This is a genomic window from Blautia coccoides (genome assembly GCF_034355335.1).
In the GTDB taxonomy this organism is placed as follows: domain Bacteria; phylum Bacillota; class Clostridia; order Lachnospirales; family Lachnospiraceae; genus Blautia; species Blautia producta.
In genome coordinates this window covers 1,055,378-1,074,031 of the sequence record NZ_CP136422.1, presented here as the reverse complement: position 1 = coordinate 1,074,031, position 18,654 = coordinate 1,055,378, and the positions used below count along the sequence as shown (strand labels likewise).

Genomic DNA, 18,654 nt, shown 5'->3' with positions numbered 1-18,654 from the left:
ACAACCCAGTGAACAGTTACCTGATTCCTTCTATAATGAAGGGTGCGGATACACCAGGTAAAAGAATCAGAGGAATCCCTGCCGTTTAATCTGCTGCATAATTCTATAAATTCAGGTTCGGCCTTTCGGCATTCCATAATAAGAATTTCCAATGGAAATTCAGGTTGTAAACTTTGCACGGAAGTTTTCACCCTACTGCCATCAAGCAGGTTTCCTGGCTTATGGTTCATCGCTTAACCGCCTTCTCACATTTATATGCAATGGCATTGTGGCATCGCTCCCCATTTACAGTGACCGCATCGCTCAGGATTTGCACCTGATTCCCTTTTCACCAGCACTGTGCGGCCAGTGCGGATGCACTTGATTATTTTATGGAATTATACATATTTATGTTACCATTGTCAAAGGGTTCAGTCAACCCCCATTTGATGTACTGTTACTATTCAACCTTTCGGCTTCATAGCAACAAAGACATGCACACAGACTGCAAAAACCGCAGTCTGGCGCGTAGCTGCCTCGGGATTGCCTTGCGAATGCAAGGCAACACCTCGCGGGACAATGGAAGGCTGAACTGTTACGATGTACTCTCTGCTTTTTTGCTTTCACGTTTTCTTCTTGTCATAATGCCGCCGATCCGGCCTGTCTCTTTGGCAGAAAGACTCTTCCAACCTGACTCCAAAACCTGGTCAAGAAGACCCAGCTCCTCTGCTATTTCATATTTCAGCATCTCATCACGGGGAATCTTATTCAGATCAATCTTCTCATCATTTTTCTTGCTCATGAAAAGTCACACTCCTTTATAAATAATTAAAGTCTCTTTCAAGTATGACCTGTTCTTTTCTTTTTAAACAAATATGATTAAAAATGTTTTATGCTCAGCGGTATTCCAGATGTTCCCTGTTTCTTTCCTGATAAAAACATGTTACCATTTTCTTTGTAACAATTACATAACATTTTTGTAACAATTAAGGAGGTCTTTATGAAACACAAAATATTACCGGGATTTCTTGCGATGGCTGTGGTAAGCGCCATGGCTATCACCCCGGTCCGCGTACAGGCTGCTTCTATTGAGGATGTAAAGCAGAATCTGAAGAGCAAAGGTATTATCGTAGCAGGAAATATATCCAACCTGGACGAATTGAAACAAAAACTGGAAAGTATGGGCATTGACTGCTCCATTCCCGGCTGGCTGGTATCCCTCTGCCCGGAACTTCCGGGAAACGGACAGCCGGAAATGCCCGATTCTCCGGACGACAATCAGCCGGAAAACCCGGATATACCGGACAACGAACAGCCCGAAAATCCGGACACACCGGACAGTGAACAGCCTGAAGCCCCAGATTCTCCGGATAATGAACAACCGGAAATGCCGGATACACCGGACGGCGAACAGCCCGAAACCCCAGATTCTCCGGACAACAACAAACCCGAAACCCCAGATTCTCCGGACAACAACAAGCCCGAAACCCCAGATTCTCCGGACAACAACAAGCCCGAAAATCCCAGCCTCCCGGACACTGACACAGAGAATGCGGACTTTGTCCGTCAGGTAGTGGATCTTGTCAACCGGGAGCGTGCCAAAGCCGGTCTGTCACCTGTGACAGCCGATACTTCCATCCAGGCTGCCGCTCAGGTCAGAGCAAGGGAAATTGAGAAATCCTTCTCCCACACCCGTCCTGACGGAAGTTCCTTCAACACTGCCCTGACTCAGCAGGGCGTCACTTACCGCGGTTCAGGGGAAAACATTGCATGGGGCCAGAAAACCCCGGAGCAGGTTATGAACGGCTGGATGAACAGCGAAGGTCACAGAGCCAACATCCTAAATAAAAACTTCACCAAAATCGGCGTAGGCTACCACCAAAACGCCTCCGGCATTAACTATTGGACACAGTTATTCACATATTAAATTAAACACATACAATCATAAGTACACACCACACATAAATACAACGGCTGCAGTGTTCCCCACTGCAGCCGTTGTATTTTACTGTTTATGCTTATTTTTGTATGATGATTGAGGCAATAATACTCGATTATTGCCTCTCACTACTCCCCCTATTTCGGTATGATGATTGAGGCAATAATATACGCCACAATCCCCGTCCATACCATCCCAAAGCAGGAAAGTATCACCCACGCAAGCCTCACCAGTGTCGGGTCGATATTGAAGTATTCCGCAATCCCTCCGCACACACCAGCCAGCATATAATTTGTAGATGACCTATATAATCTCTTATCAGACATAATGATTCTCCTTTCATCTGAACCAATTTTTACAATTTCCAATTCCTGTTACCAATTCTCTAATATCAATCTCTTTTATACCTGTTAAATGCCCTCGCAACTACAAGCAAAAGCCTTTGCAGAATCCTCTTAAACGATAGGAATTTTACTTATCTGCGGAATTCTTTCCTACAGTCAGCGCAATGAATGCGCAGTCCTATTGAATAATTAATCCCCGTTTTCAAATAATATATCCACAGTGCCCATTCCGCATTCTATCTCCATATATTTTTGAGCATTGCTGTCACCTGTCTCAAGAGAACTGATACCACTGTGGGATTCACTTCCAATAGTAACTGAGCCTAACCCGCAGTCTAAATCTGTACGATAGTCCTTGCGTTTCCCCGCCAGCTTTGCCGTCATGGTTCCCATTCCGCAGTCCACAGAGCCTGTGTTAAAATCTATAAATGCAATATCCATTGTACCCATACCTGTACCCAGTTCTGCATCGTCTGCCCTGATAATTCCGCTGGTGTCTACCGTGCCGGCTCCCACGTACATGATCAGGCTTTCTGCCTGCAGATCCTGGACCTCCAGCATCCCTGCTCCAATTTGGAATTCCGCGTCCTCAAACCTTTTATTTTCCGGAATTTCTATCTGAATGGGATATTTTTCAATGGAACGTCTGCGGTAGGATCTTTCTATTGAGAGCTGACCGTCGTCTTGGTCAAATTCCACCTTATCCTTATTAGAATAAACTCTTACACGGATCTTATCTTTTGCCGAAGAGCGGATGACTGACACATATGCATACTTTGTATCCACATCCAAATCTATTACCTGGTCTGCATCAAACTCATACTCTTTAACCGCTTTTCCATTCATTGTCTCTTTGATGTCATCTATAGATTCCGTAAAATTAAAATCATTGTCACTGCGTATCCAATTCCTAAAAGGCGCCCAATTAAAACCATTTTCCGCGGCTGTTGTCACCCCATCCCAGGTAGCTCCCATGACGAGTCCTGATAAAAACAGCGCACCGCCTACAATAACCAGTACCAGTGCTGCGATCATACAAAATTTTGTGAATTTTTTCATGAATGGTCACCTCCCCTTTTTCCTCTGTGGATGATCCTCTGGATCAAATCGATCACCCAGCGGAACACTGCCGGCAATACCTTTGCCACGACCAGTACAAATACCATGACCAGCAGAATACCCACGGCTGACATTATCATTCCCACACCGGAAAATGCCAGTGCTGCCGCCGGATTACCCAGCATGTGGATCATAGCGTAAACTACCATGGCAATACCGCCTCCCAGAAGTCCCACGCCGCATCCAAATATGGCCGCGATGATACCGGCTGCACCTGCCACCAGACCAATGGGTAATCCCAGAATGCCAATGCCGATTCCGCCTACTACCGGAATGGCAAGGATTATGAATATGATAATGATTCCCCACATAAGCCCGCTTCTGTTTGTGCGGGATTTTTCTGAGCGGTATCCGCTTCTGCTGTAAGGGCCGTCATATCCCCTGCCGCCATTTCCATACTGGCTGTCAGTGCCGTCCTTCCTGAAGCTCCCCTGTCCGGAACTTTCCTGTCCGCTGCCATTCTGACTTCCGTAGCTTCTCGGGCCACCGTATTGGCTGTCCTTCTGTGTCTGCCCTTCTTTGTCTGTATCGTCTTTCTTACTCTCTGCACCTGCACGCTCCGGCATATTCCTGTCATCAAAAATCCCGTCGCTGTATCCCGTCTCTGTATACTCTCCGTACTCCTTACGGCTCTCACCCAGGTCTGCCTTGATGATAGCGGCCACCTTGCCTGGGCTTCCCAGTTCCTGTATGACAGAGGATTCATTCTCCTCCCCTGCATCATCAAAATAACTATTGTAGAACTCCAGTGCCTCCTCTCTCTCCTGCACCGGAATATCCCAAAGCAGCCGTTCCAGCTGCGCTAAAAATTCCTTTCGATTCATTTTGGTATCCCTCCCTCAAACAATCTGGAAATCTTTGTAGAATAGTTCTTCCACTCTGTCTTATAAAGATTCAGCTGTGCCATCCCTCTCTCAGTCAGCTTATAGTATCTTCGGTTCCTGCCCCCGTACTCCTGATCGTAGGTCTCCAGGCATTCATCCTTCTGAAGTCTTCTGAGTACCGGATACAGTGTGGATTCGGATACCTCCAAAACCTGCCGGACGTCCTGGGTGATCTTATACCCGTATGTGCCCTCTGTCTCCTTGGAGACAACCGCCAGTACAATTGCATCCAACAGCGCGGCGCCTGTATTAAAAACCATATGCTCACTTCCTTTTCTCCGAATAAACCGTCTGCACTTCCGACGGCTGCCTCCCGGCACAAAATATGAAACCCCGGGATACTTAGGATTTGTATAATATTATATTTTTTACAATACTATTTTATATTTAATACTATACGCCATATAATATACTTCTGTCAATAGTATTATACAAAAAACATGTTTTTCTTTTCAAACGTCAAAAAAAGACGTATAATGTAGAAAATAGGCAGATACCCGGCGCATTCCGTTGACTGGATGGCTATGAAAACAGTACAAATGGGAGCTGCTGAATATTATAAAATACGGAGGTAAGAATGAAGAATAAAATAGCAAGGGTGATCGGCGTGGTCTGCGTCCTGATCCTGGTGGTTTTCGGCATATTTCTGGGAAGATACTGGGAGGGGCGCAAATATCAGAAAGCAGATATCTCTGTTTCCGCCATCACTGCCCGTCTGACCCAAGCCAGTGATCTAGCCACCGCACGTCTGGAATACAGGGGTTTGATCCGCTATGAGGCCGGTGAGATCCGCTTTATCACCCAGAAAGGCTTTACCATGATTTACGATGCGCACATCAAGGCAGGCATTGACCTTTCCAAAGCGCAGGTGGATGTATCCGGCGAAACCATCACTGTCACACTTCCCAAAGCGGTAATCCAGGATGTGGTTATTGACCCTGACAGTCTGGAGTTCTACGATGAAAAAATAGCGCTGTTCAATCCTCAGAACAAGGAGGACACGGTAACCGCACTGCAGGCAGCTAAGGAGGATGCGGAAAAAAATGCCGCTGACAGCGACATGCTGACAACGGCAGACGAACAGGCCCGGCGCCTGATCCAGGAACTGCTTACCCCTGTGACTCAGGACAGTGACAAAGAATACAATATTGTGTTCAGCCAGCAGACTGAGAGCTGACAGAAATCGAAGTAGAGAACAGTACATACTATCAACATCACGTAATATATGACAGCACATAAAAATGGGGCTGCTGCACGAAACATGATATGCTCCCTCCCAGGCGACAAGTTTTATTCTTTCACTTGTCTGCCCGGAAGGGAGCATATCACGATCTCGCAGCAGCCCTGCTTTTTTATTCTGCAGCCACAGGCGTATCCTGTCCTGTCAAAAACTGGCTGTTATATAATGCGGCATAAAATCCGTTTTTCTCAAGCAGTGACTTATGGTCTCCCTGCTCCACAATATTTCCGTTATTCATTACAAGGATCACATCCGCCTCTCTGATCGTAGACAGACGGTGAGCCACGATAAAGCTGGTTCTACCCTGCATCATACTGGCAAAAGCCTCCTGGATGTGCATCTCCGTTCTAGTGTCAATGGAGGACGTGGCCTCATCCAGGATCAGCATAGGCGGAAGGCAGAGCATGACCCTGGTAATACACAGAAGCTGTTTCTGTCCCTGGGACAGCCCGCCGCCGTCCTCTGTGATCACGGTATCATATCCCTTTGGCAGACGTTTGATAAAGCTGTGTGCATGGGATGCTCTGGCGGCTGCTTTGATCTCTTCCTCCGAGGCATCCGGTTTTCCCATAATGATATTGTCCCGGATGGTCCCTGTCCTGAGCCAGGTATCCTGTAGCACCATCCCATAGGAACCCCGCAGGCTTTTCCTTGTGATGCTGCGGATATCACGACCGCTGACGCGTATACTGCCGCTGTCCACATCATAAAAACGCATGAGCAGGTTTATAACAGTGGTTTTCCCGCATCCCGTCGGTCCCACGATGGCCACCCTCTGACCCGGCTGTACATGCAGGTTAAAATCCTGTACCAGTTTTGTCTCAGGCGAATAGGAAAAATATACATGCTCCAGATCCACTTTCCCATCTGTATGTTTCAGATCCTCCACATTCTCCGGCTCCGGTATCTGCGGTTCTTCCTCTATGAGCGCGAAGATACGGGAGGCACAGGCCAGCGCATTCTGCAGCTCTGTCACAACCCCTGATATCTCGTTGAAAGGCTTTGTATACTGGTTGGCATAGCTGAGAAAACAGGAGAGCTGTCCAACGGTTATTCCGCCGTTTATAACAGACAAAGCTCCCACCAGGCCCACCCCTGCATATACAAGACTGTTGACAAAACGGGTGCAGGGGTTGGTAAGAGAGGAGAAGAAAATGGCTTTTAAAGAGCAGTCCGCCAATCTTTGATTAATCTTGTCAAAATGCTCCAGGGCTTCTTCCTCATAATTAAATGCCTGCACCACTTTCTGACCGCCGATCATTTCCTCCACAAGCGCAGTCTGATCCCCGCGTGCCTCTGACTGTTGTTTGAACATGATAAATGTCCTCTTGGCAATAAAGTTTGCCACAAAGAGGGAAAGGGGGGTGATCAGCACCACCACCAGCGTAATGCCCACATCTCTGGTGAGCATAAAGAGCAGTGTCCCAAGTATAGTGATGACCCCTGTGAACAACTGGGTAAATCCCATCAAAAGCCCGTCTGAGAACTGGTCCACATCCGCGATCACACGGCTTACCACCTCGCCGTAGGAATGGTCATCCATGTATTTCAGCGGAAGGATCTGTATCTTTTGAAATGCCTGGTTTCTCACATCCTGTACTGTGTGGTAGGCCATTTTATTGTTGCTCACGTTCATGATCCACTGGGCCAGGGCTGTAAACAAGATCACGATCCCTATCTTCTCCAGAGTCAAAAGCACATGGGCAAAATCAACCTTTCCCTTGTCAATAATATAGTCAATGGCTTCGCCTGTCAGGATTGGCACATACAGGGTAAGAGCAACCGTCACCGCTGCCGCTGCAACGGACAGGATCAGAAACGGCCAGTAATGGCGGACATATTTAAGTACCTTCAGAAGAGTTTCCTTCTGCGCTGATTTTTTCTTGTCCATATTTATGCCTCCTCCTGTCTGCTCTCAAACTGTGATTCGTAGATTTCCCTGTATACACTGCAGGTCTCCATAAGTTCCCTGTGGGTTCCCATGCCGGCCAGACGGCCATCCTCCATGACCAGGATCCGGTCCGCATACATGACCGAGGACGCTCTCTGGGATACGATAAACACGGTCATTTTATCCTTCAGATTTCCTATGGCCCGGCGCAGCCTGGCATCTGTGGCAAAGTCAAGGGCAGACGCGCTGTCGTCCAGGATCAGGATTTCCGGATTTTTGACCAATGCCCTTGCAATGGTGAGACGCTGTTTCTGTCCCCCTGAAAGATTTTTTCCTCCCTGCACCACTTCTGTGTCCAGGCCATCCTCCTTCTTATCCACAAACTCCTTTGCCTGGGATATCTCCAGGGCACGCCACAGCTCCTCGTCAGAGGCTCCCCGGTTTCCCCAGAGCAGGTTTTCCCGGATGGTACCTTTAAAAAGTGTTGCCTTCTGCAGAACCATACCTACTTTTTGTCTCAGTTCATGGATGGGGTACTTTCTCACATCCACTCCATTCACTCTTACTTCCCCTGCTGTGACGTCATAGAATCTGGGGATCAAATGGACAAGGGATGATTTTCCTGAGCCGGTACCGCCTATAATGCCTATAGTCTGGCCTTTTTCGGCCTTAAAGTCAATATCAGTCAGGGATTCCTCTCCCGCGTTCTTATATGCAAGCCCCACATGGCAGAATTCTACGGATGGACTGTTCTCCTCTGCTTTTTCCGGTGTTTTTTTACCTGCGTCCTGCATACTGGACTGTATTTCCAGAACACTCTCCACACGGTTTGCACAGGCCAGTGATTTTGTGATCGTTATGATCAGATTTGCCAGCTTGATCAGCTCCACCAGGATCTGAGACATATAATTTACCAGGGCAATCAGCTGTCCCTGGGTGATATATCCCGTGTTGACGCGTATGGCACCTGTCCAAAGCAGCACCACCAATGCACCGTTGATGATCACATAGGTCATGGGATTCATAAGCCCCGAAATTTTGCCCACGTGCTTCTGCATGGCAGTGAGCGTATCATTGCTCTCTTGAAAACGTTCTTTCTCTTCCTCTTCCTTGTTAAACGCGCGGATCACCCTCACGCCTGTGAGATTCTCCCTGGTAATTCCCAGTACACGGTCAAGGGCTGCCTGTGTCTTCTTATACAGGGGAATAGTGATCAGCATGATCCCAAAAACCACTACAGAGAGCAGGGGAATGGTCACCACAAAAATAAGAGCGGCTTTCACGTCTATGGTAAATGCCATGATCATAGCACCGAACACAATACAGGGGGAGCGCAGAAACAGGCGCAGTACCATATTGACTCCGTTCTGCACCTGGTTGATATCACTTGTCATTCTGGTTATGAGGGTAGAGGTTCCCATGGTATCCATTTCCGTGAAGGAAAGTTCCTGGATGTGGGAAAACAATACATGCCTCAGCTTTGTGGAAAATCCCACCGCGGCCTTTGCGGCAAAATACTGTGCCGTAGCGGAGCAGACAAGCCCGATGACGCCCAGGCTTACCATGAGCAGACACATGACAGTCGCATAGTGCCTGTCTCCGTTTCCGATGCCCCGGTCAATGATCCTGGCCATGACAAGAGGCACCAGCAGTTCAAATGACGCTTCCAGGAGCTTGAACAGCGGTGCCAGGACAGACTCTTTTTTATAGTCTTTCATATAGATCAGCAGTTTTCTCATGATGTTCTCCTACCGGTAATTATTTTCTTTCTTATTTATCTTATCACCTCTTTCCCGGAATGACAAACCTTTCCTCCAATAAAATGCACTCCTTCTATCTGATATATTCCGGCACCGGCACATCTTTCAGTATCCTGACAGTGACTTTTGTCCCCCATCCTTCCCTGCTGTAAATAGACACACCACATTCCTCCCCGTAAGTGCTTTTTACCATTGCTTTCACAAGGCGCACGCCGAATCCGCCCTTATCCCCTGCATCGTCTCGCAGCAGGTCCCGGCAGGTTTCCTGGGACATTCCTTTTCCGTTGTCCCTGACTTCAAAGATCAGGTGATCTCCCTCCCGGCGAAGACTCACCCAAATCTCTCCTCCCTGTTCATCTATACCGTACTTAATGGCATTTTCCACCAAAGGCTGGATCAGCAGTTTGGGCATCACACATTCTGACAGTTCCTCCGGAATATCAATCTCATACTGTAGTTTTTCATTTAAAAGCAGTCTCTGGAATGACAAATAGGACGACAAATACCGCATGTCCTCCTGTACTGTAACAAATTCCTTTTTATGGTTGACGCAATACCGCAGGATATCGGCCAGCGTTGCCACCACATCAGCAATCTCATATTCATTTTTCAGGACCATCTTCCAATAGATCATATCAAAGGCATTGTAGAGGAAATGAGGATTCAGCTTTGATTTAAGCGCCAGCATCTCCAGCTTATAGTAATTGTTGCGCTGTCTCTGTACTGTATGGAGCAGTTCCTTAATGCGAACCAGCATATAATTAAAATTGTCAATGATCATACCGAATTCATCCTGCTTCTTCCGCTCCATGGTAAAATCCAGCTCGCCGTTCTGTATCCGTTCCATACCGTACAGAAGCTGTTTAACCGGTCTGAGAAAGGATTTGAATATGGTGAGAGCTATGATCCCCACAAGAAGGGCAATACACAAAAAGACAATAATGAGAATAGGGATGATCTTGTTCAGCTCCTGTGTAACGGCTGTACTTTCAAGAATGCCGCACAGGTTCCAGCCGAAGCTCCCCAAAGGATAGACCACATGATGTTCCTCCTCCTCCCCCTGCGTCTTTAAATATCTTCCGATCAGGTCCCTGTCCTCTGTAAACAGAATACGCCCATCCGCATCTGTCAGCAGCATTTTTTCCTGACGGCTTTTATTCTTGGCTGTAAAGAGAGTCTCAAAACTATCCTGTGTAAACTGAACAGCCAAAAGCCCGTAGACTATATCCCCATCGTGAATATAGCTTACGGCCTCCATCATACGCGGTTCCCCCTCCGGATATCTCCAGAGTATATTTCCATTTGGCATCTCCCGGTATTCCTCCAGATATGTTTTATATGGCTCCGCAGTGTCAAAAACCGCATTCCTGTAAAAACAGTTGATGGGTTCATAATCCTTTGTATAGACGTATACATTTTCAGCCATACTCAGATTTCTCTCCCGCAGAGCTTCCCGCACGATACGCACCTCTGTCATAGAAAAATTATCCGTACCGGACAGAAGCCCGGACAGATAATTCTTGACCCACTGATTCTCCGAAATTCCCAGTATCAGATCTTCCATCTGCCCAGTCTCCTGGCTGCATCTCTCAGAGACCTGATAAACTGTATTTTCAAAAAGCAGATTTGTCTTTTCCGTCATGATCTTCACTGTGCGGTAATACAGTATGCTGAAAAGTACACAGATAAATATGCCGCCTGTCAGGAAAATCAAAATAGTCTTTATCCATAATGTTCTTGGTCTGTTCAGCTTCAGTTTACTCATAATCTTTCGGTACCTCTGTCCTGATTTTCTCGTCTGTATCATAATGCTCAAAATAATTCCTGATTTCATCCATGCCGATCAGACACCGGTCATTTACCGCAATTGTGGGTACCCAGAGAGATTCCTGTTCTCTCCCATGAAGGATATAGAACTTTTTCAGCATTTCCCAGCTTCCCGGTTCTTCACTGCCCACAGGGTAAAAATCAAATTTTTCATACAGCTTTCCGCCCAGTTCCCCATTCCTTGCATCCAGCCATTCTTTTGCCTCCTGACAGTCAGGGCACCCCTCCATGGTAAAAAATACGATACGGGAAATTTCACGGCTCCCCATATGTGTTTCCTGATTGATCCCCAGCAGATATCCCAGCTTTTTCTGCCAGGCTCCTTCCTCCCGTATGGCGGATAAAAGCTTTGCCTCCACCTCGTCCTGACCCAGCAGCATGGTGCTGCCTGCAAAGACTGCAGGGTAGGTCATCTCTGCCGGTTCGCTGGCAGCTTCCATTGCCTTTGTCAGATTATTTCTGTAAAAAGAGTAAAGGACATTGTAAATCTTCAGATCCACCTGATCCCTCACTCCTGCCTCCTCCAGCATGTTTTCCATCCTGATCCTGTACTGCCGTTCCCCGGTACACGCATTGCAGGGATGATCTGTCACAGAACATCCTCCGCACTGGTCATATATGTAGCATGATACAGGAACCGGTATCCTGTTTATCTCCCATACAGCATATGCCCCTCCTGCAAGCAGCAGCAAAAGAACAGCTCCCAACATCATTTTCCCTCTCAATACCGGTTCCTCCTGTCTTATATGATTTCCATATCGTCTCTGCTGCCCAGCACGGAACCACTGGGTACGGGCCTGTCCTGATACCAGTAGGCCACAGATGAAATGTCATCCTGCAGCGGCAGATACCTGCCCCCCGAACGCCATCCCAACGCCTGGATGGTCACTTTTAAATCCTCATCAAAATACACCGGGTCTGTGATATGCCAGCGGTACATGCTGAATCTCTGCTGGGTTTTGTAGGCACCGTCCGTATTGGTGATCTTAGACAGACCTGCATATGGGGTACAGTACGGCCGGTAAACCCCGTCCACCTCAAAGTCATAGGCCCCGCAGAAATAATCCTCCGTTCCTGTTCCGCAGATGGTGGGATACTCCCGGTCGCCGTCCATGAAGAACTTGATCTCGCCTTCTCCCCACCATCCGTTGTTGTTTACTCCCCAGAACATATAAGTGCCCACATACTGTCCTTTTCCCTTCACTCCATCCAGAACAGTATAGTCCTCTTTATATGGAAGGGGATTTGTCCGGCGGTACTGTGCATGGAAATATCCATGGCCTTCCTCCAATTCTCTGAGCTGATAGTCAATCTGGTAATACACGATCACAGGTTCCTCTGCCAGGTTCTCAAGTGTCATGCGGCAGCCCTCATAAAACGGCATGTCCCAATAACAGTTCAGCCCCCTGCGGGGATTCACACACACTGCGAGAGAAGTAAGCTGCTCATACTGCTGCTCATCCGCGCTTGCAAAAAAATCTCCCAGGGGAGCCTCAACGGAAGGAAGCTCCCGGTTGTCCCAGTACATTCTCAGCACCAGAGTCCTGTTTTGCATACTGCTGGTAGTCACCCAGATGTGCTTCACCATACCCTGTCCTTTGATATCAGCCAGAGTAAATGTCTGTCCCGGCTCGATCTGCACAGAGGGCGAAACTTTCCATCCCTTGCCCAGATCCCTTGCGCAGGAGGCCCCGGTTCCCTCTGTGGCCTGCCCTCCGGCTCCCTTCTCTCCTGTAAAGTTCTCAGGACTTACAGAACGTGTCCTGATATCCTGCATTTTACTTAAACTGCTCATATCTCCTATCATGTTTTCCTTATCCTTTCACAACTGTTCTGCTGGTTCACAGTTACATCCTTTCCTAAATTATTTCTGCTCATAGCGGTAACACAAAACGGTATGACCTTCTCCCATGGGATACATGGAGGGGCTTTTTTGTCTGCATCGCTCCGAAGCATATTTGCACCTGGACGCGAACTTGCAGGCAGCGGCGGCAAATTCCTTTGTCTCCAGGTCAGGAAGTACCATATCCTGATCCCACTTCCTCCCCACAACAGGGATGGATTCCTGCAGAAGTTCCGTGTAGGGATGCCCCGGATTCTCTAAAATTGACTTTGCCTTTCCGAATTCAATGAGATTTCCTCTGTACATGGTGGCAATATAATCACTCACATAATAGGCTGTAGACAGATCATGTGTAATATAAATAAAATTCACATGATGGTCATTCTTCAGCTTCTTGAACAAGTTCACAATATTCATTCTGAGGGAGGCGTCGATCATTGCCACCGGCTCATCTGCCACGATCAGCTTCGGTTTTGTGATCAGTGCCCTGGCAATAGATATCCTCTGCAATTCCCCTCCGGAAAACTGATTGGGGAATTTCCCCTGGACATGTTCTATGTTAAGTCCCACTTCGGCCAGAGTCTCACGGATCTTCTCCTCTGCCTCCTCCTTTGATCTCATACCACCCAGACTGCAGGCGGTCTCGTACAGATAACTGTCCACGGTTCTTCTTGCGCTGAAAGCAGTAAACGGGTTCTGGAAGATAGGCTGCACCATTTTCCTGAATTCCTTTTTCTTTTTGTCATATACAGACAGGTTCTCACCGCCCAGGGTAATTTCCCCGCTTCCCGCCTCCAGAAGCTTCAAAACCATTTTTGCAAGTGTGCTCTTCCCGCTTCCCGACTCTCCCACTATGGCCATGATCCATGGTTTGTCTGAATTGATATCAAGGTTTACATGATCCACAGCTACAATATTGGTACCGAAGATCATCCCACCTATTTTAAAAGATTTTGTCAGATCCTTAATGGATAAATTATAATTTTCCACCGCTACCTCCTTCCCTCTGCAAGCAGATGACAGCTGGCCTGATGCCGTTCCCCCACGGAGACGGATACAGGCTGTTCCCTGCGGCACCTGTCCGAAGCTTTAGGACAGCGGGCCGCAAATCTGCAGCCTTGTGGCGGATTTCTCAGACTTGGGGGCAGGCCGGGGATCCCTTCCTTTTGTGTATCATCCCCCAGTCTCGGCAGGGCCTTGATGAGCATCTGCGTATAGGGATGTTTTGGATTCCCGAATATCTCCTGTGTAGGGCCGTCCTCTATCATCTGCCCTGCATACATGATTCCAAGCCTGTCTGTGATCTGATAGTGCACCCCCATGTCGTGAGACACGATGACCATGGAATTTTGGAGTTTCTTCTGCACTCTTGACAGCATAGTCAGGATTCCCCTCTGTACTACCACATCAAGCGCAGTTGTGGGCTCATCCGCCAGCACCAGGTCCGGTCCCAGGAAGGTGGCAAGGGCGATAATGACTCTCTGCCGCATTCCCCCGCTCAACTGATGAGGATAAGCGTCCAGAACCTCATGGGGCAGCTCCAGTTCTTTCAGGTATGCGGTGATCCTTTTTTCCTGCTCTGCCTTTTTCTCTCTTTTTTCCTTTGGAATCACATCGAAAAACTGTTCTCTGACCCTTTTCACCGGGTTCATGACATGCATGGCTCCTTGGGGCACATAGGAGATTTCCCTCCACCACTCTTTTCTGATCTCCCCTGTTGTCAAAACTTTTCTTTCTTTTGAGGACTCTGTGATCAGGGATACCTTCCCGCCGCTGATTTCCAGGGGAAAATCCACCAGATCATACATGGCCTTTAAAAGCGTGGACTTGCCACAGCCTGACTCCCCTGCAATACCCATGATTTCATTTTTGCGGACTTCAAAGCTTACATTGTCCACTGAATTCACATATCCGCTGACCGTCTCGTAGCGGGCACTCACCTGTTCCATTTTAAGCATTGGTACCCCTCCTTTTTGCCCACATCTGCTGTGCTCCCGTCATAGCCAGGAACAGACCGATAAAAATAAGCGCTGTGGATACCACCGGCGCACCGATCCAAATCCACCGTCCTGCCAGCATGGCCTGATGTTCATTTGCCCAGTAGATCATGGTACCCAGGGTTGCTGTGGTGTTGCTAGACATGCCGATCACTGCCAGACTGGATTCCGCGGCGATGGCAACCAGGATCGTATTGATAAAGTTCGCCAGCGACCAGTTCATGACAAACGGAAAAATCTCTTTCCATATGATCTTTCCGGTACTCTCCCCGGAAAACATGGCTGTGCTGATGAAATCCCGCTCCTTCAGGGTCAGCGCCATGGACCTCACCTGTCTGGCAGGCCAGGGCCAGTTAAAGATCACCAGAACCACCGCCACATAAAAAAGCGGGGCCGTCCCCTTGAGCATACTTGATATGAGGATCAATATGGGAAGGGATGGGATTACAATAAAGGAATCTGTCAGAAGCGTGATGATCCTGTCTGCCCAGCCCCCCATAAATCCTGCAAGCAGCCCCATGAAAACACCTATGGCTGTGGCAAAGAATGCCACCCCCATACCTACCAGAAAGGAGTTCCTGACGGAGTAGGCCAAAAGCCAGAAAACGTCCTGTCCAAGTCCTGTGGTTCCCAGCCAGTGCTCTGCTGTGGGATTCATATTTCTGGAATAAGACTGCCATTCCACAGGACTGACTTTACAGAAAACAGGCATGATGAACCCGATAATGAGAAAGACGCAGAGCAGTACAGTTCCCAGCTTCAGGCGGAAATTCCAGTATTTATTTGTTTTGTTCTTCTTTCCTGCCATTCTCTTTCCCCCTAACTATAACGGATTCGCGGATCCAGGAATGGATACAGCAGGTCTATGACAAAGGTTGTCAGAGCAACACTGATAACTGAAATGGTGATGGTACCCATGATCAGGTTGTAATCACTCTGCAGGATCCCCTGATAGATCAGACTGCCCAGTCCCGGAAATCCAAACAGGATCTCTGTCACCAGAGCACCGTTGAAGATACCGCCTATCTGCAGAGCCAAACTTGTAACCTGGGGGAGCATGACATTTGGCATCACATACCGCCTCATGATGCGTCCCTCGCGCAAACCTTTCAGCCTTGCGAATTTAACATATTCCTCTTCATTGGCATTACTCACCATGGTTTTCATGCTGATGACCCACCATCCAAACCCTACCAGTATCAGAGACATGGCGGGCAGGAAGCAGTTCCAGAGTATGCTCTTGATATGTACCCAGTTAAATCCCTCTCCCTGCACCACAAAAGACAGCGGGAACACGGGAAGCAGATAACAGAAAAACATGATCAGCAGCAGCGCGAAAATGTAATATGGAATGGGATACATCAAGATGGCGATCCCCTCCAAAAGCTTTGACAGGGGCTTGTCCTTGCGGAATCCTGCCAAAAGACCGATCAGGTTACCGATCAGCCATGACAAAACCGTTGTGGTCAGCATAAGTCCCAGAGTCCAAGGCAGTGCCCTGGCGATCATCTGCATAACCGGCGTGGGATATGCGGACAGGGATGGACCAAAGTCATGTGAAATGACTACACGTTTAAAAAAATCCAGGTATTGATGCAGGACAGAACCGTCCAGGCCGAAGAGGGAATTCATAGATTCCCTCATCTGCACAACTGCCTCCGGGCTCATGGAACCGGCATTGGACGTCATCTGTCCAATCATCGCCTCCACCGGGTCATTGGGCATGAGCCTGGGGACAAAGAAGACGGTTGTCACACCAATAAAAATTACGAGAAGAAACGTCGCAATCCTGGAGAGAAGAAATTTCCCGAATTTCATTGACAGCCTCCTTACAATTGGTGTTATTCTTGTGACAAATTATTTTGCAGCTTCGATCTTAGTGGTATAGAACCTAAACTGTGACCACCACCACCAGGGACCCTCAAACGGGTTCTCCGAATCCTGGAAATTGGTCCAGTATGTCTCCACAACGGGAACGAATTTTGCAGTGCCGAACATGGGGATGGCAGGCATCTCATCTACAAAAATCTTGAGCATTTCTTCCACTGTTGTCTTGACTTCCGGGTCATCTGCCTCAAGTGTCTGCAGTTTATCAATGGCAGCACTCAGCTCTTCATTGGCGTAACGCTCTTTGTTGCCGGCTGCATTTTCCCCGTTGGGAAGAATATATTTTTGGTGCCAGGTCTGGATATTCTCTGTCAGGTCAGGGATCAGTCCGCAGAAAGGCCAGTACGCACCTGCATCATAATTTCCTGTGGCGTAAGATGTCCAGAAGGTAGAGGAATCCTGCTGTTTTACCTCAGCCTTCACCCCGAATTTGCTCCAGGCATCCGCAACCGCAAAAGCCAGACGCATGGATTCTATCTCAAAGTCCGCAGGTGCCAGAATGATAATTTCAAAGGGCTGTCCTTCCGGTGTGATCCACTGGCCGTCTTTTTGCGTAAATCCGTTTTTCTGAAGCAGCTCTGCAGCCTTGTCTGTATCATATTTCCACCAGCCGATCCCAAAGATGTCGGTGATCTCCTCCTCTGTGGTTGGGAGATTTTCCACACCTTCTGTCTTAAGGAGTTCTACCATTTCCCTGGCCGCGTTCTCATTAAACGGTTTATATCCGTCCTCAAAGGCATAGGTTTTCAGCCAGTCCACCATTGGTTTCTGGTACACATCCGAAAGCGCTGTTGTGGGAGGCACTGCCAGAGGGGAGAACTTCAGTTTTCCGCCGAAGGTCGCCATGCTCACCTGTTTGATATCCATACTCAGGGTCAAGGCCCACCGCACTTCTCTGTTATTGTAATATTCATTAGAGCAGTTAAAGGAAATACCACGCTCGCAGGGGTCGTCCGGTATGGCATAGGGGAATTCCTCTGTCCAGCATTTAGCATTTGGATTCTTTTCCTTTAGAATATCCCAGCTCTCCGGAGAGATGTCCTGCAGAATGTCAATTTCATTATTAACTGCCGCCATGACACGTTTCTCTTCACTTCCGAAATATTTGAACAACACGTACTGGGGTTTGGGTTCCCCGTCGATCACACCTACATCCGATTTGTCCCAGTCCTCTCTCTTTTCGTACAGGAACCAGTTTCCCTGGGCATCGCGTTTTGACAGGGTGTACGGCCCAAGGGAAAGAGGATCTGTGTATTTAAAAGTGGCCGGGTCCTCTTTTTCCCAGATGTGTTTCGGAACTACTTTGAAATTGTTGCCAAATACGATAACCCCCAGTTTCTGCTGTGGTTTTACATTTGGTTCCACAAGTTCCATCTCAACTGTGTATTTGTCAACAGCCTTCATGCTTTTAACAAAGGATTTATACCAGCTTCCCCAACTGAATTCCTCTGTAGTGCTGAGTATGTTGGATGTATACTCCACATCCTCGGCAGTAAATTCCACACCATCCGACCAGGTGATTCCCTCCCGCAGATGGAACCGGTACTTTGTGTTCGTGTCGTCCATGGCCTCAGGAAAATCCGCCGCCAGGTCACAGGTCTGGGCCCCGTTCATGGTATCCGCTTCCCACAGGCAGGGATAAAGAAGCTGATGGAGTCCGCAGTCCATTGCTACACAGCCTGTCATATAGGGGTTGAAGTTATCCGGATCTGTCTGTGTACCGCTCAGCATGTCCACGATCAGCGTATCCTTTCTGGGTGTCCCCACATCTGTCATCTTCTCCCCCGAAGCGGACGGCTGCTCTGATGTTCCCTCTTTTTCTCCACCTGTGCCGCCTCCGCAGCCTGATAACAGCAGAGCCGCAGCCGTGGCTGCCGCCAAAATTTGTTTCCCTTTTCTTCGCATCTCTTTTCCTCCTTTGATGATTGATTTGATGTTTTCCAG

The 18,654-nt window shown here is 48.2% G+C and carries 17 protein-coding genes and 1 riboswitch; of the genes, 2 read left to right on the top strand and 15 right to left on the bottom strand.

Translation table 11 applies throughout. The annotated features are described in order from the left end of the window. Positions 1–187: 187 nt before the first annotated feature. Positions 188–379: riboswitch (cobalamin riboswitch) on the bottom strand. A gap of 195 nt (positions 380–574) precedes the next feature. After that, positions 575–781, bottom strand: coding sequence for a small, acid-soluble spore protein, alpha/beta type (locus tag BLCOC_RS04600; RefSeq protein WP_018597817.1), 207 nt, complete (start codon positions 779–781; stop codon positions 575–577). Positions 782–979: 198 nt separating this feature from the next. Here BLCOC_RS04600 and BLCOC_RS04595 point away from each other — a divergent pair, with 198 nt between their 5' ends. Beyond that, the gene (locus BLCOC_RS04595; protein ID WP_115624561.1) at positions 980–1,906 is read left to right on the top strand and encodes a CAP domain-containing protein; all 927 of its coding nucleotides are present in this window, start codon (positions 980–982) and stop codon (positions 1,904–1,906) included. Between the two features lie 149 nt (positions 1,907–2,055). Here BLCOC_RS04595 and BLCOC_RS04590 read toward each other — a convergent pair whose 3' ends face one another. The 4 genes from BLCOC_RS04590 to BLCOC_RS04575 form a co-directional block, all read right to left on the bottom strand. Then, entirely contained in the window at positions 2,056–2,244 is a 189-nt protein-coding gene (locus tag BLCOC_RS04590; protein WP_018597812.1) for a PspC domain-containing protein, read from the bottom strand. 207 nt (positions 2,245–2,451) lie between these two features. Beyond that, entirely contained in the window at positions 2,452–3,321 is an 870-nt protein-coding gene (locus tag BLCOC_RS04585; RefSeq protein WP_115624560.1) for a DUF4097 family beta strand repeat-containing protein, read from the bottom strand. Beyond that, positions 3,318–4,205, bottom strand: a complete 888-nt coding sequence (locus BLCOC_RS04580) for a DUF1700 domain-containing protein (RefSeq protein ID WP_029470444.1) — start codon at positions 4,203–4,205, stop codon at positions 3,318–3,320. The genes BLCOC_RS04585 and BLCOC_RS04580 overlap by 4 nt, the downstream gene beginning before the upstream one ends. Continuing rightward, positions 4,202–4,525: a PadR family transcriptional regulator gene (locus tag BLCOC_RS04575; RefSeq protein WP_018597809.1), complete on the bottom strand. Its 324-nt coding sequence runs from the start codon at positions 4,523–4,525 to the stop codon at positions 4,202–4,204. Before BLCOC_RS04575 ends, BLCOC_RS04580 begins: the two co-directional genes overlap by 4 nt. Positions 4,526–4,842: 317 nt before the next feature. Between BLCOC_RS04575 and BLCOC_RS04570 the strand changes: the two genes are divergently transcribed. Next, entirely contained in the window at positions 4,843–5,442 is a 600-nt protein-coding gene (locus BLCOC_RS04570; protein WP_115624559.1) for a DUF4230 domain-containing protein, read from the top strand. Between the two features lie 175 nt (positions 5,443–5,617). Here BLCOC_RS04570 and BLCOC_RS04565 read toward each other — a convergent pair whose 3' ends face one another. The 10 genes from BLCOC_RS04565 to BLCOC_RS04520 form a co-directional block, all read right to left on the bottom strand. Further along, on the bottom strand, positions 5,618–7,396 hold the full coding sequence (locus tag BLCOC_RS04565; protein WP_115624558.1) for an ABC transporter ATP-binding protein: 1,779 nt from the start codon (positions 7,394–7,396) through the stop codon (positions 5,618–5,620). Positions 7,397–7,398: 2 nt separating this feature from the next. Beyond that, entirely contained in the window at positions 7,399–9,135 is a 1,737-nt protein-coding gene (locus tag BLCOC_RS04560) for an ABC transporter ATP-binding protein (protein WP_115624557.1), read from the bottom strand. Between the two features lie 94 nt (positions 9,136–9,229). After that, the gene (locus BLCOC_RS04555; RefSeq protein WP_165907285.1) at positions 9,230–10,921 is read right to left on the bottom strand and encodes a sensor histidine kinase; all 1,692 of its coding nucleotides are present in this window, start codon (positions 10,919–10,921) and stop codon (positions 9,230–9,232) included. Beyond that, positions 10,914–11,708 carry a glutaredoxin family protein gene (locus BLCOC_RS04550; protein WP_115624555.1) on the bottom strand — a complete coding sequence of 265 codons (795 nt, stop codon included), beginning with the start codon at positions 11,706–11,708 and terminating at the stop codon, positions 10,914–10,916. Before BLCOC_RS04550 ends, BLCOC_RS04555 begins: the two co-directional genes overlap by 8 nt. Before the next feature lie 17 nt (positions 11,709–11,725). Continuing rightward, entirely contained in the window at positions 11,726–12,790 is a 1,065-nt protein-coding gene (locus tag BLCOC_RS04545; protein WP_115624554.1) for a glycoside hydrolase family 172 protein, read from the bottom strand. Positions 12,791–12,847: 57 nt separating this feature from the next. Next, a complete protein-coding gene (locus BLCOC_RS04540) occupies positions 12,848–13,816 on the bottom strand; it encodes an ABC transporter ATP-binding protein (RefSeq protein ID WP_115624553.1) in 969 nt (322 codons plus the stop codon). Between the two features lie 2 nt (positions 13,817–13,818). Then, entirely contained in the window at positions 13,819–14,784 is a 966-nt protein-coding gene (locus BLCOC_RS04535) for an ABC transporter ATP-binding protein (protein WP_115624552.1), read from the bottom strand. Continuing rightward, on the bottom strand, positions 14,777–15,631 hold the full coding sequence (locus BLCOC_RS04530) for an ABC transporter permease (protein ID WP_029470453.1): 855 nt from the start codon (positions 15,629–15,631) through the stop codon (positions 14,777–14,779). Before BLCOC_RS04530 ends, BLCOC_RS04535 begins: the two co-directional genes overlap by 8 nt. Before the next feature lie 11 nt (positions 15,632–15,642). Next, positions 15,643–16,641 (bottom strand): ABC transporter permease, encoded by a 999-nt coding sequence (locus tag BLCOC_RS04525; RefSeq protein ID WP_029470454.1) that lies wholly within the window; start codon positions 16,639–16,641, stop codon positions 15,643–15,645. Between the two features lie 39 nt (positions 16,642–16,680). Beyond that, a complete protein-coding gene (locus BLCOC_RS04520) occupies positions 16,681–18,615 on the bottom strand; it encodes an ABC transporter substrate-binding protein (RefSeq protein ID WP_242999036.1) in 1,935 nt (644 codons plus the stop codon). Positions 18,616–18,654: the final 39 nt, after the last annotated feature.